The 24944-nt window shown below is 75.5% G+C and carries 19 protein-coding genes and 2 pseudogenes; 14 read left to right on the forward strand and 7 right to left on the reverse strand.

The window, feature by feature from the left end:
* The first annotated feature begins 65 nt into the window (after positions 1-65).
* A complete protein-coding gene (locus ACZ51S_RS31585) occupies positions 66-3029 on the forward strand; it encodes a type I polyketide synthase (protein WP_468962732.1) in 2964 nt (987 codons plus the stop codon).
* 90 nt (positions 3030-3119) lie between these two features.
* On the opposite strand, the gene ACZ51S_RS31590 is transcribed toward ACZ51S_RS31585, so the two are convergent.
* Positions 3120-5108, reverse strand: a complete 1989-nt coding sequence (locus ACZ51S_RS31590) for an alpha/beta hydrolase family protein (protein WP_468478415.1) — start codon at positions 5106-5108, stop codon at positions 3120-3122.
* A 41-nt stretch (positions 5109-5149) separates the two neighbouring features.
* Positions 5150-6046, reverse strand: a complete 897-nt coding sequence (locus tag ACZ51S_RS31595) for a TauD/TfdA dioxygenase family protein (RefSeq protein WP_468478416.1) — start codon at positions 6044-6046, stop codon at positions 5150-5152.
* Between the two features lie 179 nt (positions 6047-6225).
* Here ACZ51S_RS31595 and ACZ51S_RS31600 point away from each other — a divergent pair, with 179 nt between their 5' ends.
* From ACZ51S_RS31600 to ACZ51S_RS31640, 9 genes are all read left to right on the forward strand, one after another.
* Positions 6226-8226: a non-ribosomal peptide synthetase gene (locus ACZ51S_RS31600; protein ID WP_468962734.1), complete on the forward strand. Its 2001-nt coding sequence runs from the start codon at positions 6226-6228 to the stop codon at positions 8224-8226.
* Positions 8223-9005, forward strand: a complete 783-nt coding sequence (locus ACZ51S_RS31605; RefSeq protein ID WP_468478418.1) for a thioesterase II family protein — start codon at positions 8223-8225, stop codon at positions 9003-9005. The genes ACZ51S_RS31600 and ACZ51S_RS31605 overlap by 4 nt, the downstream gene beginning before the upstream one ends.
* 56 nt (positions 9006-9061) lie before the next feature.
* On the forward strand, positions 9062-10054 hold the full coding sequence (locus ACZ51S_RS31610) for a cupin domain-containing protein (protein WP_468478419.1): 993 nt from the start codon (positions 9062-9064) through the stop codon (positions 10052-10054).
* A complete protein-coding gene (locus ACZ51S_RS31615) occupies positions 10051-11361 on the forward strand; it encodes an MDR family MFS transporter (protein WP_468803883.1) in 1311 nt (436 codons plus the stop codon). The genes ACZ51S_RS31610 and ACZ51S_RS31615 overlap by 4 nt, the downstream gene beginning before the upstream one ends.
* Positions 11358-11513, forward strand: coding sequence for a hypothetical protein (locus ACZ51S_RS31620; protein ID WP_468478421.1), 156 nt, complete (start codon positions 11358-11360; stop codon positions 11511-11513). Before ACZ51S_RS31615 ends, ACZ51S_RS31620 begins: the two co-directional genes overlap by 4 nt.
* Positions 11514-11517: 4 nt before the next feature.
* Positions 11518-12900, forward strand: coding sequence for a YcaO-like family protein (locus ACZ51S_RS31625; protein ID WP_468962736.1), 1383 nt, complete (start codon positions 11518-11520; stop codon positions 12898-12900).
* Between the two features lie 86 nt (positions 12901-12986).
* Positions 12987-13862 carry an NmrA family NAD(P)-binding protein gene (locus tag ACZ51S_RS31630; protein ID WP_468962737.1) on the forward strand — a complete coding sequence of 292 codons (876 nt, stop codon included), beginning with the start codon at positions 12987-12989 and terminating at the stop codon, positions 13860-13862.
* Between the two features lie 316 nt (positions 13863-14178).
* Positions 14179-14685, forward strand: coding sequence for a RidA family protein (locus ACZ51S_RS31635; protein WP_388946076.1), 507 nt, complete (start codon positions 14179-14181; stop codon positions 14683-14685).
* A 399-nt stretch (positions 14686-15084) separates the two neighbouring features.
* A complete protein-coding gene (locus tag ACZ51S_RS31640) occupies positions 15085-16311 on the forward strand; it encodes a beta-ketoacyl-[acyl-carrier-protein] synthase family protein (RefSeq protein WP_468962739.1) in 1227 nt (408 codons plus the stop codon).
* Here the strand turns inward: ACZ51S_RS31640 and ACZ51S_RS31645 are convergent.
* Positions 16292-17191: a LysR family transcriptional regulator gene (locus tag ACZ51S_RS31645; RefSeq protein WP_388946081.1), complete on the reverse strand. Its 900-nt coding sequence runs from the start codon at positions 17189-17191 to the stop codon at positions 16292-16294. The two genes, ACZ51S_RS31640 and ACZ51S_RS31645, sit on opposite strands and share 20 nt — an antisense overlap.
* 173 nt (positions 17192-17364) lie before the next feature.
* Here ACZ51S_RS31645 and ACZ51S_RS31650 point away from each other — a divergent pair, with 173 nt between their 5' ends.
* A complete protein-coding gene (locus ACZ51S_RS31650) occupies positions 17365-17931 on the forward strand; it encodes a DUF6817 domain-containing protein (protein ID WP_468803886.1) in 567 nt (188 codons plus the stop codon).
* Positions 17932-17998: 67 nt separating this feature from the next.
* Here the strand turns inward: ACZ51S_RS31650 and ACZ51S_RS31655 are convergent, their stop codons facing one another.
* Together ACZ51S_RS31655 and ACZ51S_RS31660 are read right to left on the reverse strand one after the other, a co-directional pair.
* Positions 17999-19318, reverse strand: coding sequence for an LCP family protein (locus ACZ51S_RS31655; RefSeq protein WP_468962741.1), 1320 nt, complete (start codon positions 19316-19318; stop codon positions 17999-18001).
* 83 nt (positions 19319-19401) lie between these two features.
* On the reverse strand, positions 19402-20955 hold the full coding sequence (locus ACZ51S_RS31660) for a N,N-dimethylformamidase beta subunit family domain-containing protein (RefSeq protein WP_468478427.1): 1554 nt from the start codon (positions 20953-20955) through the stop codon (positions 19402-19404).
* Between the two features lie 26 nt (positions 20956-20981).
* Here ACZ51S_RS31660 and ACZ51S_RS31665 point away from each other — a divergent pair.
* Positions 20982-21413: pseudogene (locus ACZ51S_RS31665) on the forward strand (tyrosinase family protein); the annotation flags it as partial.
* A 119-nt stretch (positions 21414-21532) separates the two neighbouring features.
* Here the strand turns inward: ACZ51S_RS31665 and ACZ51S_RS31670 are convergent.
* Entirely contained in the window at positions 21533-23032 is a 1500-nt protein-coding gene (locus ACZ51S_RS31670; protein WP_468888733.1) for an MFS transporter, read from the reverse strand.
* Between the two features lie 189 nt (positions 23033-23221).
* Here ACZ51S_RS31670 and ACZ51S_RS31675 point away from each other — a divergent pair, with 189 nt between their 5' ends.
* Together ACZ51S_RS31675 and ACZ51S_RS31680 are read left to right on the forward strand one after the other, a co-directional pair.
* Positions 23222-23818, forward strand: coding sequence for a TetR-like C-terminal domain-containing protein (locus ACZ51S_RS31675; protein WP_468803888.1), 597 nt, complete (start codon positions 23222-23224; stop codon positions 23816-23818).
* Entirely contained in the window at positions 23818-24705 is an 888-nt protein-coding gene (locus ACZ51S_RS31680) for an alpha/beta fold hydrolase (RefSeq protein WP_468803889.1), read from the forward strand. The genes ACZ51S_RS31675 and ACZ51S_RS31680 overlap by 1 nt, the downstream gene beginning before the upstream one ends.
* A gap of 62 nt (positions 24706-24767) precedes the next feature.
* On the opposite strand, the pseudogene ACZ51S_RS31685 reads toward ACZ51S_RS31680, so the two are convergent.
* Positions 24768-24944 (reverse strand): annotated as a pseudogene (locus tag ACZ51S_RS31685) (2-oxoacid:ferredoxin oxidoreductase subunit beta); the annotation flags it as partial.

The following is a 24944-nucleotide window of genomic DNA, read 5'->3' on the forward strand; positions in this document are numbered from 1 at the left end:
TGCCATCAACTTGCCTAATCTGGCAACCTTGATGATCCATACTGGCGCGACACGAAGGTGGACGCATGACGCGCGACCGTTCCCTCGACATAGCCGTGACCGGGGTGTCCGGCCGGTTCCCGGGCTCCGCCGACCTGGCCGGGTGGTGGGAGGCCCTCGTGGAGGGGCGGGTCCTCACCACCCGGTACGACAAGCGCAGGCTGCGGGAGGCCGGGGTGCCGCCGAGCCTGGTGGACGACCCCGGGTTCGTCCCGGTGCACGGGCACCTCGCCGACGCCGACCGCTTCGAGAACGCCCTGTTCCGGGTCAGCCCGCGCGAGGCCGAGATGATGGACCCGCAGCACCGGATGATGCTCGAGTGCGCGTGGGCGGCTCTGGAGGACGCCGGCACCGGCCCGCTCGACACCACGCTCACCACCGGCGTGTACGCCTCCGCCAGCGGCAGCGGCTACCTGCGCGCGATGCTGGCCGGCGGCCATCTGGATTCCATGACCTTCGAGGACGCCGTCCACGGCAACGAGCCGGACTTCATGGCGAGCCTCATCTCCTACAAGCTCAACCTGACCGGGCCCGCGGTCGCCGTCCAGACCGCCTGCTCCTCCTCCCTGGTCGCCCTCCACACGGCCGTCCAGGCGCTGCTGAACGCGGAGTGCGACCAGGCCCTGGTCGTGGGCGCCGGCGTGGCCTACCCCCAGGCCGGGCACCTCCACGTGCCCGGCGGCATCCACAGCGCGGCGGGGGCCTGCCGGCCGTTCGACGAACACGCCGACGGCGTGGTGGCGGGCTCCGGGGTGGCGTGTGTCGTGCTGCGGCGCCTGGAGGACGCGCTCGCGGACGGGGTGGAGCCGTACGGCGTCGTCCTCGGCACGGCCGTCAACAACGACGGTTCGGCGAAGGCCGGTTACTACGCCCCCTCCGCCGGCGGCCAGGAGGCCGTCATCCGGGCCGCCCTGGAGGCCGCGGACGTCGACGGCGCGAGCATCGGCTACCTGGAGACGCACGGGACCGGCACCCGGGTCGGCGACCCCATCGAGTGGTCCGCCGCCTCGGCGGCCCTGCGCGCCGCGGGCGCCGCCCCGGGCCAGGTCGCCGTGGGGGCGCTCAAGGCGAACACCGGCCACCTCGACAACGCCGCCGGACTCGCCGGACTGATCAAGGCCCTGTTGGTGGTGCGCGAGGGCGTGGTGCCGCCGGTCGCCGGATTCACCCGGCTCAACCCCCTGCTGGACACCGCGGACTCGCCGCTGTACGTCCCCGCCGCCGCCGCGCCGTGGTCCGGCCCCGAGCCCAGGAGGGCCGGGGTCAGCTCCTTCGGCGTGGGCGGCACCAACGCACACGCCGTCGTGGAGGCGCCGCCCGCCCCCGCGCCCCGCTCCGAGGACCAGGACCGGCCGCGGGCCGGGTACCTCGCGCTGCTCTCCGCCGCGGACGGCGAGGCCCTCGCGCGCTCCGCCGACCGCCTCGGCCGCCACCTGGCCGCACACGCCCCGGCGCCGGCCGACGTCACCCGTACCCTCGCCACCGGCCGGACCGCGCTGCCCGAACGCCTCGCCGTCGTCGGCCGGGACACCGCCGGCCTCGCCGAACGCCTCGCCGCCGGGACCGGGGTGGTGCGCGGCCGTGTCCCCGAGGCCGGCCCGGCCCCCCTCGTCCTCGCCTTCCCCGGCCAGGGGTCCCAGCGCCCGGGCATGGCGCTGCCGTTCGCCGAGGCCCTGCCCGGTTTCGCCGGGGCCCTCGCCGAGTGCCTCGGCGCCTTCGGGCCCGGCCTGGCCGCCGAGGTCGACCGCGCCGTGCACGACCCCGCGTTCCCCGAGGAGGAGCTCGCCCGGACCCGGCTGGCCCAGCCCGCGCTCTTCGCGGTCGAGTACGCGGTCGCCGCCGCCCTGCGCGGCCTCGGCCTGGTCCCGCGGGCCGTGATCGGGCACAGCCTCGGCGAGGTCGCGGCGGCCTGTGCGGCGGGCGTGCTGGAACTGCCCGACGCGGCCCGGTTCACGGCCCTGCGCGGGCGCGCCATGCAGGACTGCCCGGAGGGCGCCATGCTGGCCCTCGGCTGCGGCGAGGACGCCGCCCGCGAGCTGCTGGCCTCCTGCGGTCTGCCCCTGGAGCTGGCGGCGCTCAACTCCGCGGAGAACAGCGTGGTGGCGGGTGCCCCGGGGGCCGTCGCGGAGTTCGAGGCCCGGCTCGCCGGGCGCGTGGTCACGCACCGGCTGCGCACCACGCGGGCCTTCCACTCGGCGCTCGTGGAGCCGGCCGTCCCGCTGCTCGCCGCGGAGCTGTCCGGGACGGCCGTGCGCCCGCCGGTGATCCCGTGGGCCGCCAACGACGGCCGGCTCCTGCTGCCGGGTGCCGAGGTCGCCGCGGACTCCTTCGCCGCGTCCGCGCGCAACCCCGTCCGGTTCGCCCGGGCCCTCGGCGCCCTCGCCCGGCACCTGCCCGGCGCGCTGGTCGTGGAGGCCGGTCCGGGCCGTACGCTGTCGGCCCTGGCGGAGGCCGCGGACCTGACCGCCGTCCCGCTCGCCGCCGCCCGCGCCGCCCGCGCCGAGGACGTGCTCACCGCGCTGGGCGCGCTGTGGACCGTGGGCCAGCCGCTCGCGGCGGGCCGGCTCTGCGACGGGGGCCGCCCCGTACGCCTGCCCGGCTACGCCTTCAAGGGGCCGCGCCGGACCGCGCCGGAGGCCGCGCCGCCGTCGCGGGCCCCCCGCCGCGTCGCGGGCGTCCCCGGGCCGGCGGCCGCGGAGTCCGGCACCGGTGAGCGGCCCCCGGGCCCCCTCGACGTGCCCGCGCTGGTCGCCGGGGTCTGGGCGGAGCTGCTGGGCCATCAGGAGATCGACGCGGCCGCCGACTTCTTCGCCCTGGGCGGCGACTCCCTGCTCGTCACCCGCCTCGCGCGCAGGCTCGGTGCGCGGCTGGGGGTCCGGGTCCCGATCCGCGAACTGCTCCTCGCCCGTACGCTCGGCCGCCAGACGGAGGTGGTCACCGCCCTCGCCGCGCAGGCCCAGGCCCCGGCCGCCCCCGCCGCGGCCGGCTGACCGTACGCGAACGCCCGGCACACGGAAAGCCGCCCCCGGATGGTCCGGGGGCGGCTTTCCGTGTGCCGGGCGGGGCGGCCGGCGGGGGTCTCAGGCCGGGCGCCCCGCCGAGAGCTCGGTGCGGGGGATGCCCGGGGCCTCGAAGCCGAACACCTGCCCGTAGGCGGAGAGCTCGGCGTGCAGGCAGTCGATGACGGTGCGCGCCATGCGGAAGCCGTGCTGCTCGCCCTTGAACGCGAGGTACGCGTGCGGCACCCCGTTCTCCCGCATCCGTTCCAGGAACCGTTCGGCCTGGACCGGTGGGCACACGGCGTCGTCGAGCCCCTGGAGCAGCACGAACGGCGCGCGCACCCGGTCGGCGCGCCGCAGCGGCGACACCCGCGCGTAGCGGGCGGCGGCCCGCGGCCACGGGCCGATGAGGCTTTCGAGGTAGCGGGACTCGAAGTCGTGCGTGCCCCGCGCGCGCCACTCCTCCGGGTCCAGGAGCGGGAAGTAGATCCCGGCGACCCGGTACAGCTCCGGTTCGGCGGCCAGCGAGGCGGCGGCGGTCCAGCCGCCCGCGCTGCCGCCGCGGATGCCGATGCGCCCGGGGTCGGCCTTCCCCTGTGCGACCAGGCCGCGGATCGCGGTGGCGCAGTCGCGTACGTCGACCACGCCCCAGGCCTCCCGCAGCCGTTCGCGGTAGGCGCGCCCGAAGCCGGTGGAGCCGCCGTACTGGACGTCCACCACGCCGACGCCGCGGCTGGTGAAGAAGGCGGTGGAGAGGTCCGCCACCAGCTGGCTGCGGGTGGTGGGACCGCCGTGCGCCTGGACCACGTACGGGGGCAGCTCGCCCTCCGGGGCGGTGAAGGCGGGGTTGTGCGGCGGATACACGTACGCGTGCACCTCCTCGCCCTCCGGGCCGCGGAACACCGCGTGGTAGCCCGGGGGCAGGTGGTCCTCGTACGAGGTGTCCGCCGGGCGCAGCACCTCCGGCTCCCCGCCGTCCGGCCCGATCAGCAGCAGCTCGCCCGGGTTGCGCGGGCCGGCGGCCGAGGCGGCCACGCGGCGGCCGTCGGTGGCCAGCACGGCCCATTCGGTGAGCTCCTCGCGGGCGTCGAGGTCCCGTAGCGAGCCGTCGGCCTCCAGGAGCGCGAGCCGCCGTGCGCCCACCCCGTGCGTGACGAACATCCGGCCGCCGCCGACCGGGAGGAACCACTGCGCGCCGATGCGCCACAGCGCCTCGCCGAACTCCTCCTCCCGTGCGCACAGGGGGCGTACGGAGCCGTCGGGGGACAGCTCGTGGAGGTTCCACCAGCCGGTGCCGTCGCTCAGCACGTACAGGACGCCGGGCCGGTCCGGGGCCCACTCCGCCTGGCTGACGGCGATGCCGGGCCCGCCCGCCAGGACGCGGGCGGGGCCCAGGGTGCCGTCCGGGCCGACCGGCGCGCACATCAGCTCCGTACCGTCCCAGGGCATCCTCGGGTGGTCCCAGCCGAGCCAGCAGGCGTACCGGCCGTCCGGGGAGACCTTGGGGCCGGTCATCAGGTGGTGGCTCGCGGCCAGGACCCGTACGGCCGCCGGGTCCGCGGCCGCGGCGCCGTCCAGCGGCAGGGCGACCAGGTCCCGGCGGACCTCGGCGCGGTCCGGGGTGAGGGCCGTCTCGCGCAGGCACCAGACCTCGTCCCCGACGCGGGAGAAGTCGGCGTAGTGCGCTCCGCCGGGCAGCTCCGGCTCCGGGCTGATCGGCTCCGGACGGCCGCCGGGCACGGCCCGGTACACCCGCTGGTCGTCCCAGTGGGTGAAGACGAACCCGGCGGCGGGCTCCGCGCCCAGGGGCAGCCACGGCCGCCCTCCGTACTCGATGACCCGGGTGCGGACGTTCCACCGGGGGTCCAGTACGTCGGCGACCGAGCCGTCGGGCGTGCGCCGCACCAGTGCCACGCGTCCCGATTCGCCGGGGCGCCATTCGGTCCACCAGACCTCTTCGCCGATGAACGCGGCCCACTCGGCCTTCTTCTGTCCGGCGGCGGCCGCGTCCGCGCCGATCGGTGAGGTCCAGGTTCCGTAGGGGGACGTGCGCACCTGTGTCTCCGTCATGTCCGGGGTCGTGGTCTTCGTGTCCGGGTGGCGCCGGCCGCTCAGTCCCGGCCCGTGCTGTAGGCGGAGGTGTCACCGCGCAGGGCCACGCTGGGCCGGCCGTCCACGCCGACGGGGGTGGGGGCCACGACGGTGACGCGCTCGCCGCGGCGGTACTGGTCGCCGTAGTCGTAGATGGCGTAGTGCGCCGTCGACTGGTTGTCCCAGATGGCGATGTCGCCGACCTTCCACTGCCAGCGCACGGTGTGTTCCGGCTTGGTGAGGTACTCCTGCATGACCCTGATCAGGTCGCGGGAGGCCTGCGGGGGGTAGCCCACCACCCTGCGGGCGAACCCGCCGAGCAGGAGCGAGCGTTCGCCCGTCTCGGGGTGGACCCGGACCGCGGGGTGTTCCGCCTCGTAGGGGGTGGAGATGTAGGCGCCGCGTTCGATGACGGTGTCGTCGGTGAAGTCGCAGTCGTTGCTGTGGACGATCCGCAGCTGGTCGGCGAACTGGCGCAGCTCCGCCGGCATGCCGGCGTACGCGGTCGCGGCGTTGGCCCAGACGGTGTCCCCGCCCACCGGGGGGATCACCTTGCTGTGCAGGAACGCGAAGGCCGGCGGGCGCTCGATGAAGGTGAGGTCCGTGTGCCAGTGGTTGGCGCGGGTGCCCTGCTTCGAGTCCATCTCCCGTAGGTTCGGGCGGCCTTCGGGGGCTTCGTAGATGGGGTGCCCGAGCGTCAGCTTGCCGAAGCGCGAGGCGAAGGCGGTCTGCGCGGCGTAGTCCAGGTCCTGGTCGCGCAGGAAGACCACCTTGTACTGGAGCAGGGCCGCGCGGATCGAGGCGATCGTCGCGTCGCTCAGGGGGTCGCCCGCGTCCACGCCGCCGATCACGGCGCCGATGTTCCCGGTCAGCGGAGTGACCGTCACACCGGTCGGTGCCTGAAGGGTTTCAGTCATGGCTCTTGCCCTTCCCATGGTGATTCCGGTTCACCGGGCGTCCCGGTTCACCGAATTGACTTTCCAGTTCTGGCAAGAGGTTGCCATAATTGTGACTCACCTGGCAATGTTGTTGGCATGAAGCTCCTGAAGACGCGGACCGGCCCTGCGCCGTCTGGACGAGCAATGGAGGACTCCTGATGGCCACGCCGACTCTGACCGCTCCTTCCGGGCCCCCGGCCGGCGCGCCCCGCCCCACGGGAGAGGGCGAGCCCCTCCCCGCCGGCCCCATGCCGCCGGTCCACGAACTCGTCGCGGGGTTCGCCCGCACCGGCCCCGCCCGCACGGCCGTCAGCTGCGGCGCGAGCAGCATCGCCTACGGGGACCTCGACGCCTGGGCCGGCCGCGTCGCCGCCAGACTCACCGAGGCGGGCGTCCGCCGCGGCGGACGGGTCGGCGTGCTCGTCGAACCGTCCCTCGCGATGGTCGCCGCCGTGCTGGGCGTGATGCGCTGCGGAGCCGCGTACGTACCCGTGGACGCCTCGAACCCCGACGCCCGCCTGACCGCCGTCCTGACGGACGCCCAGGTCGGCGCCGTGCTCGTCACCGACGCCACCCGGCCCCGCCTCACCGGGCTCGACGTACCCCTGGTCGACGTCGGCTCCACCGCCCGGGAACCGGCGGGCGGCCCCGCGAGCGGCGCGGCCCGCGGCCGCGAGCCGGAGTCGCCCGGCGTTCCGGTGGCGGCCGACGACGCCGCCTACCTCATCTACACCTCGGGCAGCACCGGCGAGCCGAAGGGCGTCGTCGTCGAACACGGACAGCTGGCGGCCTCCACCCTGGCCCGCCGCACGGTCTACCCCGGCCGGCCCGTCTTCCTCCTCGTCTCACCGCTGGCCTTCGACTCGTCGGTGGCCGGGCTCTGGGGCACCCTCACGGCAGGCGGCCACCTGGTGGTCGCCACCCCGGACGAAGTGCGCGACCCGGAGCGGCTGGTCGCCCTCGTCGAGCGCCACCAGGTCACCCGGCTGCTGTGCGTGCCCTCCCTCTACAGCGTCCTCCTCGACGCCGCGCGCTCCCTCGGCGGCGAGCGCCTGAGCTCCCTCGAGACCGTCATCGTCGCGGGCGAGGCGCTGCCGCCCGAACTCGTCGACCGCCATTTCGCCCTGCGGACCGCCCCCACCGCGCTGGTCAACGAGTACGGGCCCACCGAGGCGACCGTCTGGGCCAGCTACCGGCGCTTCGACGCCCCGGGCCCCGTCTCCATCGGCCGGCCGGTCCCCGGCGCGCTGCTCCACCTGCTCGACGACGAGCTGCGCCCGGTGCCGCCCGGCACCGAGGGCGAGCTGTTCATCGGTGGCGCCGGGGTGTCCCGCGGCTACCACGGCCGGCCGGAGGCCACCGACCGTGCCTTCCTCGACGACCCCTTCGCGGACGCGCCCGAGGCCCGGATGTACCGTACGGGCGACCGCGCCCGCTGGAACGCCGACGGCACCCTCGCCTTCCTCGGCCGCCGCGACCACCAGGTCAAGATCCGCGGCCACCGCGTGGAACTGCCCATGATCGAGGCGCAGTTGACCGCGCTGCCCGGCGTGCGGGAGGCCGTCGCCGTCCCGGATGTCGCCGGCACCTCCCTGACCGCCTTCGTACTCGCCCCGTCCGGGGCGGTGCCGGCCCCCGAGCACCTGCGCGAGCGGCTCGCCGCCCGGCTGCCGGCCGTCATGGTCCCCGCCCGGATCGTCCGCCTGGACGCGTTCCCCCGTACCGTCAACGGCAAGGCGGACCGGGCGGCCCTGCGGGCCCTGGCCGACGAGCCGCAGCCCGTCGCCTCCCCCGGCGCCGGCGCCGCCGGCGCGCCGGAGTCCGGGGGCGACCTGACCGCGCAGGTCGCCGCCGCCTGGGCCGAGATTCTGAAGACCCCCCACGTGCCGCCGGACGTCAACTTCTTCGACCTCGGCGGCCACTCCCTCGCGATGTTCCAGCTCCGTGAGGCCCTGGAACGCCATACCGGCCAACGACCCCCGGTCGTCGCCCTGTTCAAGCACACCACCGTCGCCGCGCAGGTCGCGATGCTGCGCGACGGCGACGGTGCCACCGAAGGCGCCGACGGCACCGCCTCGGCCGAACGCCGCGCCGCCGCGCGCCGCGCCCGTGCCCTGCGCGCCCGCCGGCAGGACCCGGCACAGGAGACCGCCCAGTGACCACCGACCTCACCGCCCCGAACGACGCGACCGCCGGCACCGCCCTGTGGCTGCACCGCACCGCACCCGTCGCCGACCCGGTCGCCCGTCTGATCTGCTTCCCCCACGCCGGGGGATCCGCGTCCTTCTTCCGCGACTGGGGCCACCGGATCCCCGGGGTCGAGGTGTACGCGGTCCGCTACCCCGGCCGCGCCGAGCGCCTCGCCGAGCCGGTGGCGGCCGACCTGCGCGAACTCGCCCGTGCCGTCGCCGAAGCCGTGGCGCCGCTGGCCGACCGCCCCCTGGCCCTGTTCGGCCACAGCATGGGCGCGCCGATCGCCCTGGAGACCGCCGCGGCGCTGGAGGCCCGGGGGATCGACCCCGTCCACCTGTTCGCGTCGGGCTCCCGCGACGCCCCGTACCCGTCCGCCGAGGAGTGGACCGACCCGGACGAGGCCGACGACCCGGCCGTCATCGAGCGGCTCCTCACCCTCGGCGGGACGGATCCCGAACTGGCCGCCGACCCCGAGTTCCAGGAGCTGGTCCTGCCGTACGTACGGGCGGACGCGCAGATGTTCCACTCCTACGCCCCCGGCGCCGGTGGCGCCCCGAGCGTGCGGTGCCCGGTCACCACCCTCACCGGGGACGCCGACTTGGACGCGGACCGCCGGCCCTGGAGCGAGCTGACCACGGGCGGCGTCCGTGAACGGACCGTGCCGGGCGACCACTTCTACCTGGTGGCCGCGCCTCCCCTCGCCCTGATCCGGGACACGCTGGCGCCCGTCCCGGCGGCCGGCTGACCCGCTCGCACGCCCCCTCACCCACCCGTCCCCCACCGAGCAGACCCGGAGCAGCTGTGGACATCCTCCAGGCGGACGCACCCGGCCGCGCCCCCGCCGACGGGCTCGCCGGCCTGCTGTACCCGCTCGCCGAGCCGGACTTCCTGCGCCACCGGCTGGGGTCCGAGCCCGTACTGATCCGGGGGCGCCAGGGCCGCTTCCGCTGCCTCTTCGGCTGGCCCGAGCTCAACGAGGTCCTCGCGGCCGCCCGTACCGACTCCTCCCGCGTCCACCTGGTGCGGTCCGCCGACGGGGTGCCCCTGGCCTCCTGCGCCGAGCCCGTCCCGCAGCTGTCGCCGCGCGGACGCCCCTCGCGGCTGCGCCCGGAGCGGCTGTACGAGACGCTCCGCGCGGGCAGCACCCTCGTCATCGACGGCGTCGAGGAACTCCACGCCCCGCTGCGGGCCCTGGTCACCGCGGTGGAGGGCACCCTGCGCTCCCTCGTGCAGGCCAACCTGTACGTGAACCTGGGCGGGGCCGAGCAGGGGTTCCACACGCACTGGGACGACCACGACGTGTTCGTCCTCCAGGCCGAGGGCGCCAAGCACTGGGAGGTCCACCCGCCGACCGAGGACCACCCGGTCGGGGTCCTCAGCGCCCCGGCCCCGCCGGCCCCCGGCGCCGCCGCCTGGTCAGGGGAACTGACCGACGGCGACGTGCTGTACCTGCCGCGCGGCTGGTGGCACACCGTCAAGGCGGTCGAGGGCCGCCCCTCGCTCCACCTGACCCTCGGCACCCGGCTGCCCTCCGCCGGGGACCTGCTGCGGCGGCTCCTCGTCCACCTGGCGCGCAACCACTCCCGTGTGCGCGAGGACCTGCCGAGGTTCGCCACCGCGGACGAGGCGCGGGAGTGGTACGAGGGCCTACGCGAGGTCCTGGTGGCGGCCGCCCGCGAGCCCGGTCTGCTGGAGGAGCTGGCCGGGCGGGCCGACTGCGGCGCCCCGGCCCGGCCGCGGTTCGGCTTCCCGTACGGCTCACCGGCCGCCGGCGACCCGGCCGGCAGCCGGTGACCCGCCCGCGGGGGGCGCGGCTGAGGGCCCCGGCGGCCGTACGCGGCCTGCCGACGGCGTTCTGGTGGATCTGGCTGAGCGTCCTGGTGAACTGGATCGGCGGCTTCGCCGGTCCCATGCTGGCCCTGTCGCTCACCGCGGGGCACGGCTACTCGGCTTCGTACGCGGGGCTCGTGATGTCCCTCGTCGGCCTCGGCGGGATCGCCGGCACGTTCCTCGGCGGAGCGCTCGCCGACCGGATCGGGCGGCGCACGACCATGTTCGCCTCCCACCTCTGGACGGCGGTGAGCATGGCCCTGCTCGGCGTGAGCACCGCGCCGTGGGCGGTGGCCGCGTCCGCCCTGGCCATGGGGCTCGGCGCCACCGCGGTCCGGCCGGCGACGCAGGCCTCACTCACGGACCTGGTCCGGCCCGAGGACCGCCAGCGGGCCTTCGCCCTGAACTACTGGGCGCTGAACGCGGGCGGTGCGATCGCGGCGGTGCTGGCCGGCCTGATGGTCGTGCACGGCTACGCGCTGGTCTTCCTGGCCGACGGCGCCGCGACGCTGCTGTGCGGGATCGTGGTGCTGGCGAAGGTCCCCGAGACCCGCCCCGGCCCGGCCGGGCGGCGGCCGGCGCCCGCGGCCGGGGCGAAGGCCGTACCCGTGCACCGCGACGGCTCCTTCATGCTCTTCGTCCTGATGACCGCCCTGTTCGCCGTGGTCTTCAAACAGGGGACCTCCACCCTGCCCGTCGTCATGACCGGCGAGGGGCACTCGCCCGAGATGTACAGCCTGGTCAGTGCCGTGAACGGGCTGGTGGTCGTCGCCCTGCAGATCCCCCTGACCCGGCTGGTCAGCGGCCGCTCCCGTCCGGGGGTGCTGCTCGCCGCCGGCCTGCTCCTCGGCTGGGGCTTCGGCCTGACGGTGTTCGCGGACGGCGTCGCGGCCTTCGCGTGCACGGTCCTCATCTGGACGCTGGGCGAAATCCTCCAGGCGCCCGCGGGGATCGCCGTCACCGCCGGCCGCGCCCCCGCCGAGAGCCGCGGCCGGTACCAGGGGATGTACGGGGGCGCCTGGTCGGCCGCCGCTTTCCTGGCCCCCGCGGCCGGCGGCTGGGTCCTCGACCAGTGGGGCGCCCCCACGCTGTGGACCCTGTGCGCGGTCCTCGCCACCACCGCCGGCGCCGGCTGCGCCCTGGTCACCGCCCGCGAAGACTTCCGTACGGGCTCCGCGAGCCCCGTACGGGACGGCAGCGGCACCCCGCCGCTGCCGACCGCCTCCTCCAGACCCGGAAGAGGACACGCAATCGAAGGGAACGCGTCATGAACCTCGTGGACCTCGTGGACGAGCAGTTCGTCGTCGACAACTGCGTCGCCGCCTACGTCGGCGCCGAGGAGCTCGTCGTCAACAACTGCGTGGCGGCCTACGTCGACGCCGAGCAGTTCATCGTCGACAACTGCGTCGCCGCGTACGTGTGAGCCGATGACAGCCACCCGTACCGCGGAGCCCGGCCCGGACAGCGACCGCTGTCCGGCGCCGGGCGCCGGCCCGTACCCGTCCGTCATCTCCCGTACGCGGGTCCTCGCCGGCCCCGCCGGTACCCCGCCCGCCCTCCACCTGGCCGTGTGCGACCTCGCCGACCCCGGCCCGGGCCGGCCGTGGCAGGCCGACCGGCGGGCGTTCGGCACCTCCTGGGACGGCCCAGGGCGGGCCCGCCGCTCCGCCGAGGGGGAAGCGGTCGAGCGGTTCTGCGGCTCCGTGCCGCCCGCCCCGGAACGGGTCCGGTACGCGAGCCACGACGAGCTGTCCCGCCGGGGCGTCCCCGCGCTGGACCCCCGCCGGCTCGTCCTGTACTCGCCCCGCCAGTACGCGACCCCCGGCTTCCCGTTCCGCCCCTTCCTGCGGGACTCCCCGGCCCACTGGATCGAGGGCCGCTACGCCGATCGCGACGAGCCCGTCCACGTACCGGCCTTCCTCGTGTACACGGCCTGGGGGCGGATGCCCCACCAGGGGCCGGAACCGCTGTACGCCTTCCCCGCCCTGGGCGGCACCGCCGCCGGCCCCACCCCCGGGGACGCGCTGCGCGCCGGGCTGGAGGAGGTGGTCGAACGTGACGCGGCCGCCGTGTGGTGGGCCCACGCCCGGCCGCTGCCGGCCATGGAGCCGACGGCGTACCTGCGCGGCCTGATCAGCGGCGCCGCCCGTGACTTCGACGTCCGGCTGACGCACCTCGACAACGAGTTCGGGGCGCCGGTGCTCGCCGCCGGTGTGCGCAGCCGCGCGGAGGGCTGGCTGACGTACGGGTTCGCCGTGCGCCCCGACCCCGTCGAGGCCGCGGCCAAGGCCCTGGCCGAGGCGTACACCCTGCAGCTGACCTGCCGCACCCTGGACGACCCCGCGGCCACCGTCCCGACCCCGGGCCGGCCCTCCCCGCTCAAACCCTGGCGGGCCGACCGCCGCTACCTCGACTCCTACCGCGAGGACGCGTCGGACGTCGTGGAGCAGCTGTGCCAGCAGCAGCTCTACCTGGACCGGAGGGCGGCCGACCGCGTCGCGCCGTGGACCTGGGACCTCCCGGCCGGCCGCTGGAGCGACGTACCGCGCGTCGGCGCGGGCGGCGGACTGGCCGACCGGGTCCGTGCGCGGGGGTACGAGGTCATCACCGTGGACATCACCGCGCCCGAGGCCGCCGCCGGGGGCCTCCACGCGGTGCGCGTCATCGTCCCGGGCACGGTCGGCGCCGCCCCGGCCGCCTACCCCGCCCTCGGTGCCGGCCGCCTGCGACGGGCCGGCACCCGCCTGGGCTGGACGCCGTCCGACCTCCCCGAGACCGGCCTCAACACCTTCCCCATGCCGCACTCCTGACGGCGCCCGAATGATCCGGGCGGCCCGGGGTACGCCGTCGGGAGTGCGGCGCGTGCGGGCGGGGGGTCTAGGAGGAGGACGGTTCGATGGGCATCGTGGTGACCACACCGACGGGACACGTGGGATCGCGCGTGGTGCGGTTGCTGCTCCAGGCGGGCGTCCGCCCCCGCGTCCTGGTCCGCGACCCCGCCCGGCTGGACGAGGAGACCCGCGGGCGGGCCGACGTGTGCGCGGGCGACCTCACGGACCCCGGGTTCGTCCGGAAGGCGGTGGCGGGGGCGCGTTCCGTCTTCTGGGTGGACCCCACCCCGCACACGGCGGCGGACCCGGTCGGGACCTCGCTGGCGACCGCGGCGCCGCTGGTGCGGGCGGTCCGGGACGGTGACGTGGGGCGGGTGGTGCTGCTCAGCAGCGTCGGGGCGGAGAAGCGGCACGGCGTCGGGCACATCGACGGGCTGGCCGGGATCGAGGCGGAGCTCGACGCCGCCGGAGCCGACGTGCTGCACCTGCGGTGCGCGTACTTCTTCACCAACCTGCTGCTCGACCTCGAGGGGCTCTCCCGCGGCGTGCTGAGCACCGCGTTCGACCCGGGACGGCCGATGCCGTGGGTGGATCCGCGTGACGTCGGGGACGTGGTCGCGGCCCGGCTGCTGAACGACGCGTGGCGGGGCCGGGTGGTGCAGGCCGTCCATGGACCCGAGGACCTCACCTTCCACCAGGTCGCACGGATCCTGACCGCCGCGCTCGGGCGCACCGTCCGGGCGGAGCGGATCGGCGACGACGCGGTGCGGGACGCCCTGCGCGCGGCCGGGCTGCCCGGATCGGCGGTGGAGGGCATCGTCGGGATGGCGGCCGGCTCGCGGGACCTGGTGCCCGAGCAGCCCCGTGACCTGCTGACCACCACGCCCACCCGGCTCGCCGGCTGGGCCCACGCCGAACTGCGCCCGCTGCTGCACGGGTGATGCCCTCTCCCGGCGCCTCGCCGGGGACGGAGGGCTGACCCCGATGGGCCTTGTCCGCGCCGCCGCCCAGGAGGCCGCCGCCGATCCCGCTGACGGCCTTGTGCCCGGCGGCGAGGGGCTCTCCGGGGGAGACGGGAGTGGTCCTGGCCGGGCTTGAGGGTCGCGGTCGTGCCGGTGACCGCCGGCGGCCCGGGGCCGCATGACGCCGCGCGGCGTCAACGGCGCCGATGCGCCCGTTCGACTCCCGTTCGAGGTGTTCTCGTTCGCGGCCTGGCAGCTTCGGAGCTCCAGCACCGGGGACGAAAGGACAAGGGGAATGACCAAGTCGAGGCGCAGGTTCGGTATCGCCGCTGTGGTGGCCGCGTTGGTGGCCGGCATCACCGTTGTGGGGCCGCAGGGAGCGAGTGCGCAGGACACGGCGCGCCGCGGCTGGGACCACTTCGGGTTCGGGGTGTCGTGGGAGGAGACCTACGGCTACTCGCAGGCCATCAAGGCCGGGGACACCGTCTACATCTCGGGTCAGCTGTCGCACGACGCGGCCGGGAACCTGGTGGGCGTCGGCGACTTCGAGAAGCAGGTCCGCACGTCGTTCGAGAACATGGACAAGGTCCTCGCGCACTACAAGATCCCGCGCAGCCAGATCGTCAGCATGAAGATCTACACCAAGGACCTGCGCCAGAACTTCGACACGGCCGCGAAGCTGCACAAGGAGTACGTCGGCAAGCACCGCACGACCGACACCATCATCGGGGTCAGCGACCTGGCGTTCCCCGAGCAGCTGGTGGAGATCGAGGCCGTCGCGCTGGTGAAGCCGCGCTCCTGACCTCCGGGCGGGCCGCGCGGTGACCGCCGTGCGGCCGCTCGGCTCGTCGCGCGGTGAGCGCCGCGGCGACGCCCGGTGACCCGCCGGCACCGGGCCGTCCCCGCTCGCGGTCCGGCACGGGCGTCACCGGATCCGGTCCGGCCGCGGCCGGCACGGCGCGCGATGCGAAGGGCCCGGGCACTCGTTGCCCGGGCCCTTCCGCGTGCCCGGCGGCCGCTGGACGGTGCGGTCTTCGGGGGCGGGTCTTTCATGTGGTTCCTACAAATCTTTGGCGGAGGCTCCGTCGATCGCCGCACCTGATGGTGCGTGAATTCCCTGGCAGATTGGCCAATGTCTTGATCACCTCCGGCCCGAGTCCGATGGCGGGGGTGTGCCAGTCGAACAAAAGGGGGTTGTGCGATGACCACGGATACGACGGATGTCGTGGTGACGGGGCTGGGGGCCACGACGCCGCTCGGCGGGGACGTTCCCTCGACCTGGGCCGGGATGCTGGCCGGGGAGTCCGGGGTCGGTGCGATCGAGGAGGAGTGGGCCGCCGGGCTGCCGGTGCGGATCGCGGGGCGGCTGCGGGTCGAGCCGGGTGAGGTCATGGACCGGGTGCAGGCGCGGCGGCTGGACCGGTGCGAGCAGGTCGCGCTGATCGCGGCCCGGGAGGCGTGGGCCGACGCGGGACGGCCGCAGGTCGAGCCGGAGCGGCTGGCCGTGGTGATCGGTACGGGCACGGGCGGCGCGCTGAGCATGCTCGGGCAGGACGACGTCCTGGAGGCGTCCGGGGTCCGCAAGGTCTCGCCGCACACCGTGCCGATGCTGATGGCGAACGGGCCGGCGGCCTGGGTCAGCATCGAACTCGGCGCCCGGGGAGGGGCCCGTACCCCCGTCAGCGCCTGTGCCTCCGGCGCCGAGGCGATCGCGATGGGCCTGGACCTGATCCGGCTGGGGCGCGCGGACGTGGTCGTGGCGGGCGGGGCCGAGGCCTGCGTCCACCCCCTGCCGCTGGCGGGGTTCGCCCAGGCCAAGGCGCATTCCACGCGCAACGACGCGCCGCGGGAGGCGTCCAGGCCGTTCGACACGGGGCGGGACGGCTTCGTCATCGGGGAGGGCGCTGCGCTGGTGGTCCTGGAACGGGCCGGCTTCGCCGCCGCCCGCGCCGCCCGCGTGCACGCGGTCCTGGCCGGCGCGGGCGTCACCTCGGACGCGCACCACATCACCGCCGCCCACCGGGACGGGCAGGTCCGCGCGATGCGGCTCGCCCTGACGTCGGCCGGGCTCGGCCCGCTCGACGTCCGGCAGGTGCACGCCCACGCGACCTCCACCCCCCAGGGCGACCTGACCGAAGCCGAGTCGATCACCGAGGCCATCGGTACGCATCCGGCCGTCACCGCGACCAAGTCGATGACCGGGCACCTCTTCGGGGCGGCCGGTGCGCTGGGCGCCGTCGCCGCGGTCCTCGCCCTGCGCGACCAGGTGGTACCCGCCACGCGGAATCTGGACGAGCTCGATCCGCGGGTACGGCTGGACGTGGTCGCCGGACGGCCGCGGCGGGGCGTGCCCGGCGCCGCACTGACCAACTCCTTCGGTTTCGGCGGGCACAACGCCTCGCTGGTGTTCACCGCCGGACGTGGCTGACGGTCCGTTCGCCCACCGCGTCGGCGAAGGTGCGGGCCAGCGGGGAGAGGGCCTCCCAGCGGCGGACCGCCCAGCCGACCGCGAGGGGCGGGAGGGCGGGTACGGGGACCAGGCGCAGGGGGCCTTCGGGTGCGGCGCGCAGGCCGGGGACGAGCGGCACGACCGTGTGGCCCAGGCCGAGTTCGGCCAGCAGGAGCGCGGTGTCCCAGTCCGCGACGCTGGTGTCGGAGCCGACCCGGACGCCCAGTTCGGTGAAGGCCGCGTCCAGGCGGGCGCCGGAGAGGGAGTTCGGGGGCAGCCGGACGAGGCGGAGGTCCGTGAGGTCGGCGGCGTCGATGGTCCGGCGGGCGGCGAGCGGGTCGCCGGCGCGGACGGCGAGCACCCAGGGCAGGTCGGCCACGGGGCGCTGCTCGATGCCGGGCACCGGGGGGCCGATGGTGACCCAGGCCAGGTCCAGGGTGCCGGCCAGGAGGGCTTCGAAGCAGCGGCGGCTGGAGGTCTCGGTGCGGAACTCCAGGCTGGTGCGAGGGTGGTGGCGGCGGAAGTCGACGATGGCCTCGGCCATGAAGTGGCGGACGGTCGCCCCGCCGGTGCCGACGCGTACGGATCCGCCCTCGCCGTTCGCCAGGTCGCCGAGGCGGCGCAGCGCCTGGTCCAGGCCGGTGATCCCGTCGGCGGCGGCCTCGTAGAGGATCCGGCCGGCGGGGGTGGGTGCCACTCCGCGGGGCCGGCGTTCGAGCAGGGTCGTCGCCGTTTCGCGTTCGAGGCGCTTCACGTGCTGGCTGACCGCCGACTGGGTGCACCCCAGTTCGCGCGCGACGCCGCTCAGGCTGCCCGCGCGGCATACGGCGATGAAGACGCGGAGATCGTCCAGGGTCATGAACCCCAAGGTATTGCTTGGGTGTTGGCAAGGAAACCCCAGGATTGACTGGATGCCGGGCAGGGCGGACGATTCCGGTGGGCCCGGACCCAGGCGGCAACCCTGTCCGGTGGCCACGACCGGGTCCGGAACCGGCGTGGGCGCCGGACGGGTGCCGACCACGGGAGGGTTCCATGACCGCTGTGCCGTCCGCCGAGGAGCGGGCCCTGGAGTTGCTGCGGCGGTGCGGGGCGCAGGGGGTTCCCCATCCGGGCGGCGACCTGCCGGCCCACCTGCTGCGGGTACGGGAGCGGCTCGCCTCGTGGGGGGCACGGCCGGCGCTCCGGCTCGCCGGGCTGTGCCACGCCGTGTACGGGACCGACGGCTTTCCCGTGGCGCTGCTGCCGCTGGAGCGCCGTCCGGAGGTCGTGGCGGCGATCGGAGCCGAGGCCGAGGGGGTGGTGTACCTGTACGCCGCGTGCGACCGGGGGGCGACCTACCCGGGTCTGGGGCGGGCCGGTTCCGTGTTCACCGACCGCTTCGACGGGGGGCGGAGCCTGGTCCCGGGGGAACGGGCCCGGCGTGACTTCGCCGAGCTGACGGCGGCCAACGAGCTGGACCTCGCGGCGGAGGACGCCGCCTTCCGGGCCGCGTACGGGCCGGACCTGCTGGTCCTGCTCGGCCGTGTCCGGCACCTGCTCGGTCCCGGTGCGCGGGAGGACTGCCGGGCCTTGGCTCGGGACCTCGGGGTGCGGTGGTGAGGGACCGCCCTGCGCGGCCGGCCCCCTCCCCCGCACTCCGGGTGTTCCCGGGCGGCGCGGGCCGGGTTCAGCCCGTGGGCCGGGCGGGGTGGGGGGTGGTGGTGGGGCAGCGCAGGGTGTCGGCGGTGACCGGGGCGCCGTCCGCCTTGTTGCGGTCGTAGGTCACCGTCCTGACCCGGACCGGGGTGGTGCCGACGGTGACGTCGAAGGTCTGGTCGTGGTCCGGGGCGGGGTGGAGGCGGGCGCCGGGAAGGGCCGCGGCGAGGGTGGCCGCGTCCGCTTCCCGGCCGGGGGCGTACGTGATGACGGGCGGGCCGGGGAGCCGTACGGCGGGTGCGGGCCGGGGGGTGACCTTGAAGCCGTTGCGGGTCAGGGCCGCGGCGACGGCGGGCTCGTCGACGCGGACCTTGACGCCGGCCGGGTTGGTGTCGGCTGGGGTTTCGGGGACGGGCTGGATGCGGGGGTCGCCGGTGATGGGGCGGTCTTCGGCGAGGGCGTCCCAGAGGGCGGCGGCGCGGGCTTCGTGCCAGACCAGGGTGGATCCGACGCCGGGGACGCGGTGGTCGAAGAGGCGGATGGGGACGGTGGCGAACTCGGTGCGCTCGGCGCGGAGCCGGCCGAGGGCCCAGCCGATGCGGACGAGGTCGTCCAGGTCCGTCCGGTCGTCGGTGCGTACGGTCTTCAGCAGGGTGCGGGCGGTACGGGCCGTGCTGAGGGGGCTGGAGAGGGCGCCTTCGGCGGTGAGGCGGGCCAGCAGGTCGTTGACGGTGCGCTGCTGGCGGCGGACGCGGCCGAGGTCTCCGGGCCGGTTGGTGATCTTCCGGGCGCGGACGTAGCGCAGGGTCTGGTTGCCGTCGGTGTGGTGGACGCCGGCGGGGACGTCGAGGCCGGAGCCTTCGTCCCGGAGGGGCCGGTCGGTGCAGACGGTGGCGCCGCCGAGGTTGTCGACGGTCTGCTCGAAGCCGGTGAATCCGGTCTCCAGGTAGTGGTCGACGTGGAGGCCGGTGACCTGTTCGACGGTGCGCACGGCCAGCGGTCCGCCGCCGATCGCGTACGCCCCGTTGATCTTCCCGAAGCGGGGCGGGCCGGGCAGCGGGTACTGGACGTAGGAGTCGCGGGGGATGGAGACGATGCTGGCGCGGCGGCCGTTCGCGGAGAGGTGGACGAGCATCATCACGTCGGTGCAGTCGCAGCCCTTGCCGCCGACGTGCAGCCGGCGCTTCTCGGCGGCGGAGAGGCCCGCGCGGCTGTCGATGCCGACGACGAGGATGTTCGTGCCCCGGTGGCCGGCGTCCGTGCCGTGGTCGGCGGACAGCGCCCGGGAGCCCGAGTGGGCGCCGGCGGCGAGGGTGGCCAGCAGCGTGAGGGCAACGGTGAGTCGACGCAACGCGCATCCCCTGACGTGGTGGTGAGGTGGTGGTGGCGGAAGCCGCGGGAGGACCGTACTGCCGCGGCCGGCGGGGAGTGGGGTTACGCGCCGGGGAGGGTGTCCAGATTGTCCCGGGCGGGTCTGGCCGGGCCGGCCGGGCCGCGGGCGAACGCGCGCAGGACGTTGGCGGTGACGGTGCGGGTGAAGTGCCCGGCGCGGGCGTCCAGGCCGTGGTTGGCCTTGCCGCCCGCGGGACCGGTCGCGTCGAGGGCCTCGACCCAGCGCATGGTGCCCGTGGCGAAGACGGCCGCGCCGCCCGGCAGGGTGAGGTAGGCGGTGTCCGCGTACGAGGCGCGGCCCTTGCGGACGACCGGCGAGCGGGCCAGCACCTCGATGGGGCGGGGGGTGGGGTGGCGCGGGTTCACCCGGTCGTACTCGACGCCCACCAGGTGCGGGAAGCTGTCGCCGGCGCGGGCTCCGGTGCCCTCCAGCAGCCAGTGCCCGGGGTGGGTCACCACGTAGGGGGCGTCGACGGGGTAGCCGTCGTAGATCACGCCGAGCAGGGAACTCTCGGGGTCCGCGGCGGGTGCCCGCCGGAAGTCGTGGGTGGGCGGGGATCCCCGCTGGTAGCCGGGGTCCCGGGCGTAGTCGTCCTTGTAGCAGACGACGACCCGGTCCGGGCCGGCCGCGGAGGCTTCGAGGCGGATCCGCCGGTAGCAGCAGTTCGCGCCGAGCACGGCCAGGTTGGTGCCGGTGTCGCGGGCGAGGGTCACGTGCCGGCGCTGCTCGGGGCTCCAGTACTCGTCGTGGCCCATGGAGACCACCGCGGCCGCTCCGCACAGCAGTTCCGGGTCCCGTGCCACGTCGATGCCGGTGGCGTAGGCGAGGGGCAGGCCGAGCCGTTCGGCGAGGGCGACCGCGGGTGCCTCGTAGACGAGGAACTGGCCGGCGCCGTTCCCGTTCGCGTAGGGGCGGTCGAAGGTGACCCTCAGGGACCTCGACGCCTTGCGCCCCGTCCTGCCCTTGTACAGGTCCGCGCCGCCCCAGCGGTTGTAGGCCTGCCAGGTGGTCACGGATTGCGTCAGCACGGTGCGGCCGGCCGTGGCGGCGGAGCGTACGGTGACCGGCACGAACCGCTGGGCCAGCCCGTCGGTGGTGTCCAGGCGCAGCAGGTAGGCGCCCTCCGGCCAGCCGGAGGTGTCGAGCAGCGCCGTCCGCTGCCAGGGGGCGCTCGCGGTGCGGGTGCCGGGGTCCGTGGTGGCGGGCGGCTGGCGGACGCCGGGGAGCGGTGCGGAGCGCCACACCAGGCGGGCCCGGGCGCCGCCGTACCAGCCCATGCGGTAGGCGGAGACGGTGTAGGAGGCGGCGGTGGTGGACACCCTCAGGCCCAGCGGTTCTCCGGGGCGCAGCGACACCCGTTCGGCGAAGCCCTCGACGGCCCGGGCCGGGCCGGGGCGGGTGATCCGCCAGCCCGGGGAGCCGGGGAGCGCGTTCTCCGCCGTGACGTCCAGGCCGCCGTCCGGGGGCGGTTGGCGTACGGGGCCCTCGGCGCGCGTGGCCGCACGGGCGGGCAGGCCGGGCCGTGCGGTGATCGCGGCGGCGGCCAGGCCCAGGATCAGCCGGCGCCGTCCGGGCCGTCCCTCGCTCTCGTGCACGCCCTCCGTTGTAGTCCACGGGCGGCCGCCGGCCCGGCAGACGCGCCCGTCCGCGCGTCCTGGGGTCGGGGGTGCCGCAGCTGCCGACCAGGGCCGAGGCCGAGGCGGTGCTCACCATGCCGGTGTACGACACCGCGCCCTGGAACAGCGCCTCGAGCGGGTTCCGCAACCACCTGGAGGGCTGGCGCGGGGCCAACCTGCACAACCGGGTCCACGTGTGGGTGGGCGGCCGCAGGGCCTCCGCGGCCTCCCCCAACGACCCGGTGTTCTGGCTGCACCACGCCTTCATCGACAAGCTGTGGGCGGAGTGGCAGGCCCGCAACCCGAAGGCCGGCTACCTGCCCGCGACCCGGACGCCGAACGTGATCGACCTGCGGGGCGCACTGCCCCCGTGGAACGACGTGACCCCGGCCGACATGCTGGACCACCGGCGGTTCTACACCTTCGACAAGCCGTGACGCCCCGCGGCCGCCGGCACCGCCGTGGTGCCTCCCGGCCGCTGAGCCGCGCGGTGGCGCGCGACGAGGCCCGCGCCCCCTCGGGGCGCGGGCCTCTTCGTACGGTGTGGCGGGACCGGTCAGGCGGCCGCGGGCGCGGACGGGGCGGGCTGGGCGGGCTCGGCCTTCTTGTGGTCCCGCATGACCACGGCGGCGAGGACCGCGGCGGCCAGGATGGCGGCGGCACTGATGGTGAAGGTCGTCGACATCGAGGTGACGAAGGCTTCGCGGGCCGTGCGCACCATGCCCTGGTCCCCGCCGGCGACGGCCAGGGCCCCGGCGATGGAGTGCCTGGCCTGCTCGGGCAGTCCGGCCGGCATCTCGGCGGCGAACCCGGAGGCGAGGAGCGAGCCGAGGATCGCGATGCCGAGGGCGCTGCCGGCCTGACCGATGGTGTCGTTGAGGGCCGAGCCGACGCCCGCCTTCTCCTCGGGGATGGTGGCCATCAGGGCTCCGACGGCGGCCGGCATGGCCGCGCCCGCGCCGAGGCCGAGCAGGCCCAGGGCGACCGCCGGGACGGTGAAGCCGGAGTCGGGGGAGGCGGTGGTCAGCAGGGCGAAGGAGGCGGCCATCACGATCATGCCGACCACGATCAGGGGGCGGTTGCCCACCTTGGAGGCGAGGCCGGCGCCGGCTCCGTTGCCGATCAGGGCGGCCACGGCGAGCGGGACGAAGGCGAGGCCCGCCTTGAGGGGCGAGTAGCCGAGGACGAACTGCAGGTACTGCGTCAGGACCAGCAGCAGGCCGCCGTTGCCGATCTGGACGAGGGTCAGGGAGAGCGAACCGCCGCTGAAGTTGCGGTTCTTGAAGAGGACCAGCGGGACCATCGGGGAGGGGGTGACGTTCTCCCAGATCACGAAGCCGGCGAGGCAGGCCGCGGCGACGGCGAGGATGAGCGAGGAGCGGCCCTCGAAGGCGCCGTGCTTCGGGATCTCGATGATCCACCAGACCAGGGCGGTCATCCCGACGGCGGAGAGGACGGCGCCGAGCGGGTCGGGCTTCTGCCAGGGCCCCTTGGACTCGGGCATCAGGGTGAGGGCGGCGATCACGGCGAGGACGACGACCGGGACGTTGATGAAGAAGATCGACTGCCAGGAGAAGTGGTCGATCAGGACGCCGCCGAGGACGGGGCTGCCCACCAGGCCGAGCATGGAGACCGAGCCCCAGGCCGCCATCGCCTTGGGCCGCTCGTCCTCCTCGAAGACGGTGATGAGGATGGAGAGGGTGGACGGCATGATGAGCGCGCCGCCGACGCCCATCGCGACGCGTACGGCGATCACCTCGCCCGGGTCGGAGCAGTAGGTCGCGGCCAGTGACGCCACTCCGAAGAGGACCAGCCCGACCAGCATGACCAGGCGCCGTCCGAAGCGGTCGCCGAGGCTGCCGGAGGTGAGCAGGAGCCCGGCGAAGACCAGGATGTAGGAGTCGAGGATCCACTGGGTGTCCTGCGCGCTCGCGCCGAGCTCCGTGGTCAGGACCGGCACCGCGACGGTCAGGGCCATGGAGTCGACCACCAGGACCAGTGAGCTCAGGCACAGCACGATCAGGATCCACCAGCGGCGGGGGTTCCTGGTTTCCATGGGTCGTCCCTCTCGTCTTCGCGTGCGCCTTCGTGCGTACGCCGTTACTGCGTTGCGCACAGCGTACGCACGGCGGAACGCTGTACGCAAGGGTCGGCGTGACGCCGGGCCGGCGGCAACCGGGCTGGACAGCCACCACCTAGATCACCTAGCTTTTTGCCTAGAGGTCCTAGGTTGGGGAGGTGCCCGATGGTGCGCGCGGGTCTGAGCGCGGCACGGCTCACGGAGGCGGCCGCCGAGATGGCGGACGAGGCCGGGCTGGAGAAGGTGACGCTGTCCGCGCTCGCGCGGCGCTTCGGCGTCAAGGACGCGAGCCTGTACTCGCACGTCAGGAACCTGCGGGAACTGCGGGTCCGGGTGGGCCTCGCGGCCTCCGAGGAGATGACCGCGCGGATCGCGGCGGCCGTCGCGGGGCGGGCGGGCAAGGAGGCGCTGATCGCGTTCGCCGACGCCTACCGGGCCTACGCCCTGGAGCGCCCCGGCTGCTACGCGGCGACGCAGATGCGCTTCGAGCCGCAGGAGCTGGAGGGCTCGGCCGGGCTGCGCCGGAGCGTGGAGCTCACCTACGGGATGCTGCGGGCGTACGGGCTGGCGGAGCCGGACCTGACGGACGCGGGCCGGCTGCTGCGGGCGACCTTCCACGGCTACGCCCACCTGGAGTCGAGCGGCGGCTTCGGGCACTCCCGCGACGTGGACGAGTCCTGGGCGCGGGCGCTCGACGCGCTGCACGTGGCCCTGGAGACCTGGCCGCCACGGGACGGACACCACGAGGGGGCCGAGGGCTGATGGGTACGCCGACGCGCACGACCGGCGTGCTGGAGGTACCCGGCGCCGCCCTGCACTACGAGAAGCGGGGCAGCGGCCCGGTGCTGCTGCTGATCCCGGGCGGCGGAGCCGACGCCGGGCTGTACGAGGGGATGGCCGACGGCCTCGCCGCCGCCGGGTACACGGTGGTCTCGTACGACCCGCGCGGCCAGTCGCGCAGCCTGCTCGACGGTCCGCCCGCCGGACAGCGGGTGGAGGTCTGGGCCGATGACGCGTACCGGGTGCTGGAACTGGTCTCCCCGCACGAGGCCGCGTACGTACTGGGATGCAGCGCGGGCGCCGTGGCCGCGCTGGAGCTGCTGGCCCGTCACCCCGGGCGGGTGGCCCGGGTGGTGGCGCACGAGCCGCCGCTGGTGGAGGTGCTGGACGAGCCCGCGCCGCACCGGGCGCTCTTCGCGGAGGTACGGGACCTGCTGCGCGCCGAGGGCGCGGGGGCGGCTATGGCCCGCTTCGCCGAGGGGATGAGCGGCCCCGCCGGGGAGCAGGGCGCCGGGGAGCAGGGCGCCGGGGGTCGGCCCGCGCCGGATGCGGAGGCCGAACTGCCCCCTGCGATACGGGAGATGGCCCCGCGCATGTACGCCAACCTGCCGTTCTTCCTGGAGCACGTGCTGTGCCCGTTCACCGGGAGCGTGCCGGACGTGGCCGGGCTGCGGCGGGAGGCCGGCCTGCTCGTGCTGGCGGCGGGGGCGGACTCGCGCGGGACCGCCGCGCTGTACGGGCCGGCGAGGCGGCTGGCGGAGCTGACCGGGGCCGGATTCGCCGAGTTCCCGGGCGGGCACGTGGGTTGCGCGGAGCGTCCGGCGGAGTTCGCGGCGCGGCTGCTGGAGGTACTGCGCGGCGGGGTGTGAGGAGCTGCGGGCGAGGGCATGCGGGACCGCCCCGGGCTCTTGCCGGGGCGGTCCCGTCCGGGTCAGCGGTGGACCGTCCAGGCGTCATGACCGGTGAGGAGGGCGGCGAGGTCCGCTTTGCCGTGCTGTTCCACGGCCGCCTCCAGCTGGTCGGCCATGAGGGTGTCGTAGACGGGGCGTTCGGTGCTGCGGAAGACGCCGATGGGGGTGTGGTGGAGGGTGTCGGGGTCGGCGAGGCG

This window comes from Streptomyces sp. NPDC034043 (assembly GCF_055575675.1).

Coding starts and splice junctions, on each gene's coding strand:
- ACZ51S_RS31630 (WP_468962737.1), top strand. CDS start 12,987: ATGGGCATCGTGGTGACCACACCGACGGGACACGTGGGATCGCGCGTG.
- ACZ51S_RS31680 (WP_468803889.1), top strand. CDS start 23,818: ATGGGTACGCCGACGCGCACGACCGGCGTGCTGGAGGTACCCGGCGCC.
- ACZ51S_RS31650 (WP_468803886.1), top strand. CDS start 17,365: ATGACCGCTGTGCCGTCCGCCGAGGAGCGGGCCCTGGAGTTGCTGCGG.
- ACZ51S_RS31590 (WP_468478415.1), bottom strand. CDS start 5,108: ATGACGGAGACACAGGTGCGCACGTCCCCCTACGGAACCTGGACCTCA.
- ACZ51S_RS31600 (WP_468962734.1), top strand. CDS start 6,226: ATGGCCACGCCGACTCTGACCGCTCCTTCCGGGCCCCCGGCCGGCGCG.
- ACZ51S_RS31640 (WP_468962739.1), top strand. CDS start 15,085: ATGACCACGGATACGACGGATGTCGTGGTGACGGGGCTGGGGGCCACG.
- ACZ51S_RS31670 (WP_468888733.1), bottom strand. CDS start 23,032: ATGGAAACCAGGAACCCCCGCCGCTGGTGGATCCTGATCGTGCTGTGC.
- ACZ51S_RS31635 (WP_388946076.1), top strand. CDS start 14,179: ATGACCAAGTCGAGGCGCAGGTTCGGTATCGCCGCTGTGGTGGCCGCG.
- ACZ51S_RS31675 (WP_468803888.1), top strand. CDS start 23,222: ATGGTGCGCGCGGGTCTGAGCGCGGCACGGCTCACGGAGGCGGCCGCC.
- ACZ51S_RS31585 (WP_468962732.1), top strand. CDS start 66: ATGACGCGCGACCGTTCCCTCGACATAGCCGTGACCGGGGTGTCCGGC.
- ACZ51S_RS31620 (WP_468478421.1), top strand. CDS start 11,358: ATGAACCTCGTGGACCTCGTGGACGAGCAGTTCGTCGTCGACAACTGC.
- ACZ51S_RS31595 (WP_468478416.1), bottom strand. CDS start 6,046: ATGACTGAAACCCTTCAGGCACCGACCGGTGTGACGGTCACTCCGCTG.
- ACZ51S_RS31625 (WP_468962736.1), top strand. CDS start 11,518: ATGACAGCCACCCGTACCGCGGAGCCCGGCCCGGACAGCGACCGCTGT.
- ACZ51S_RS31645 (WP_388946081.1), bottom strand. CDS start 17,191: ATGACCCTGGACGATCTCCGCGTCTTCATCGCCGTATGCCGCGCGGGC.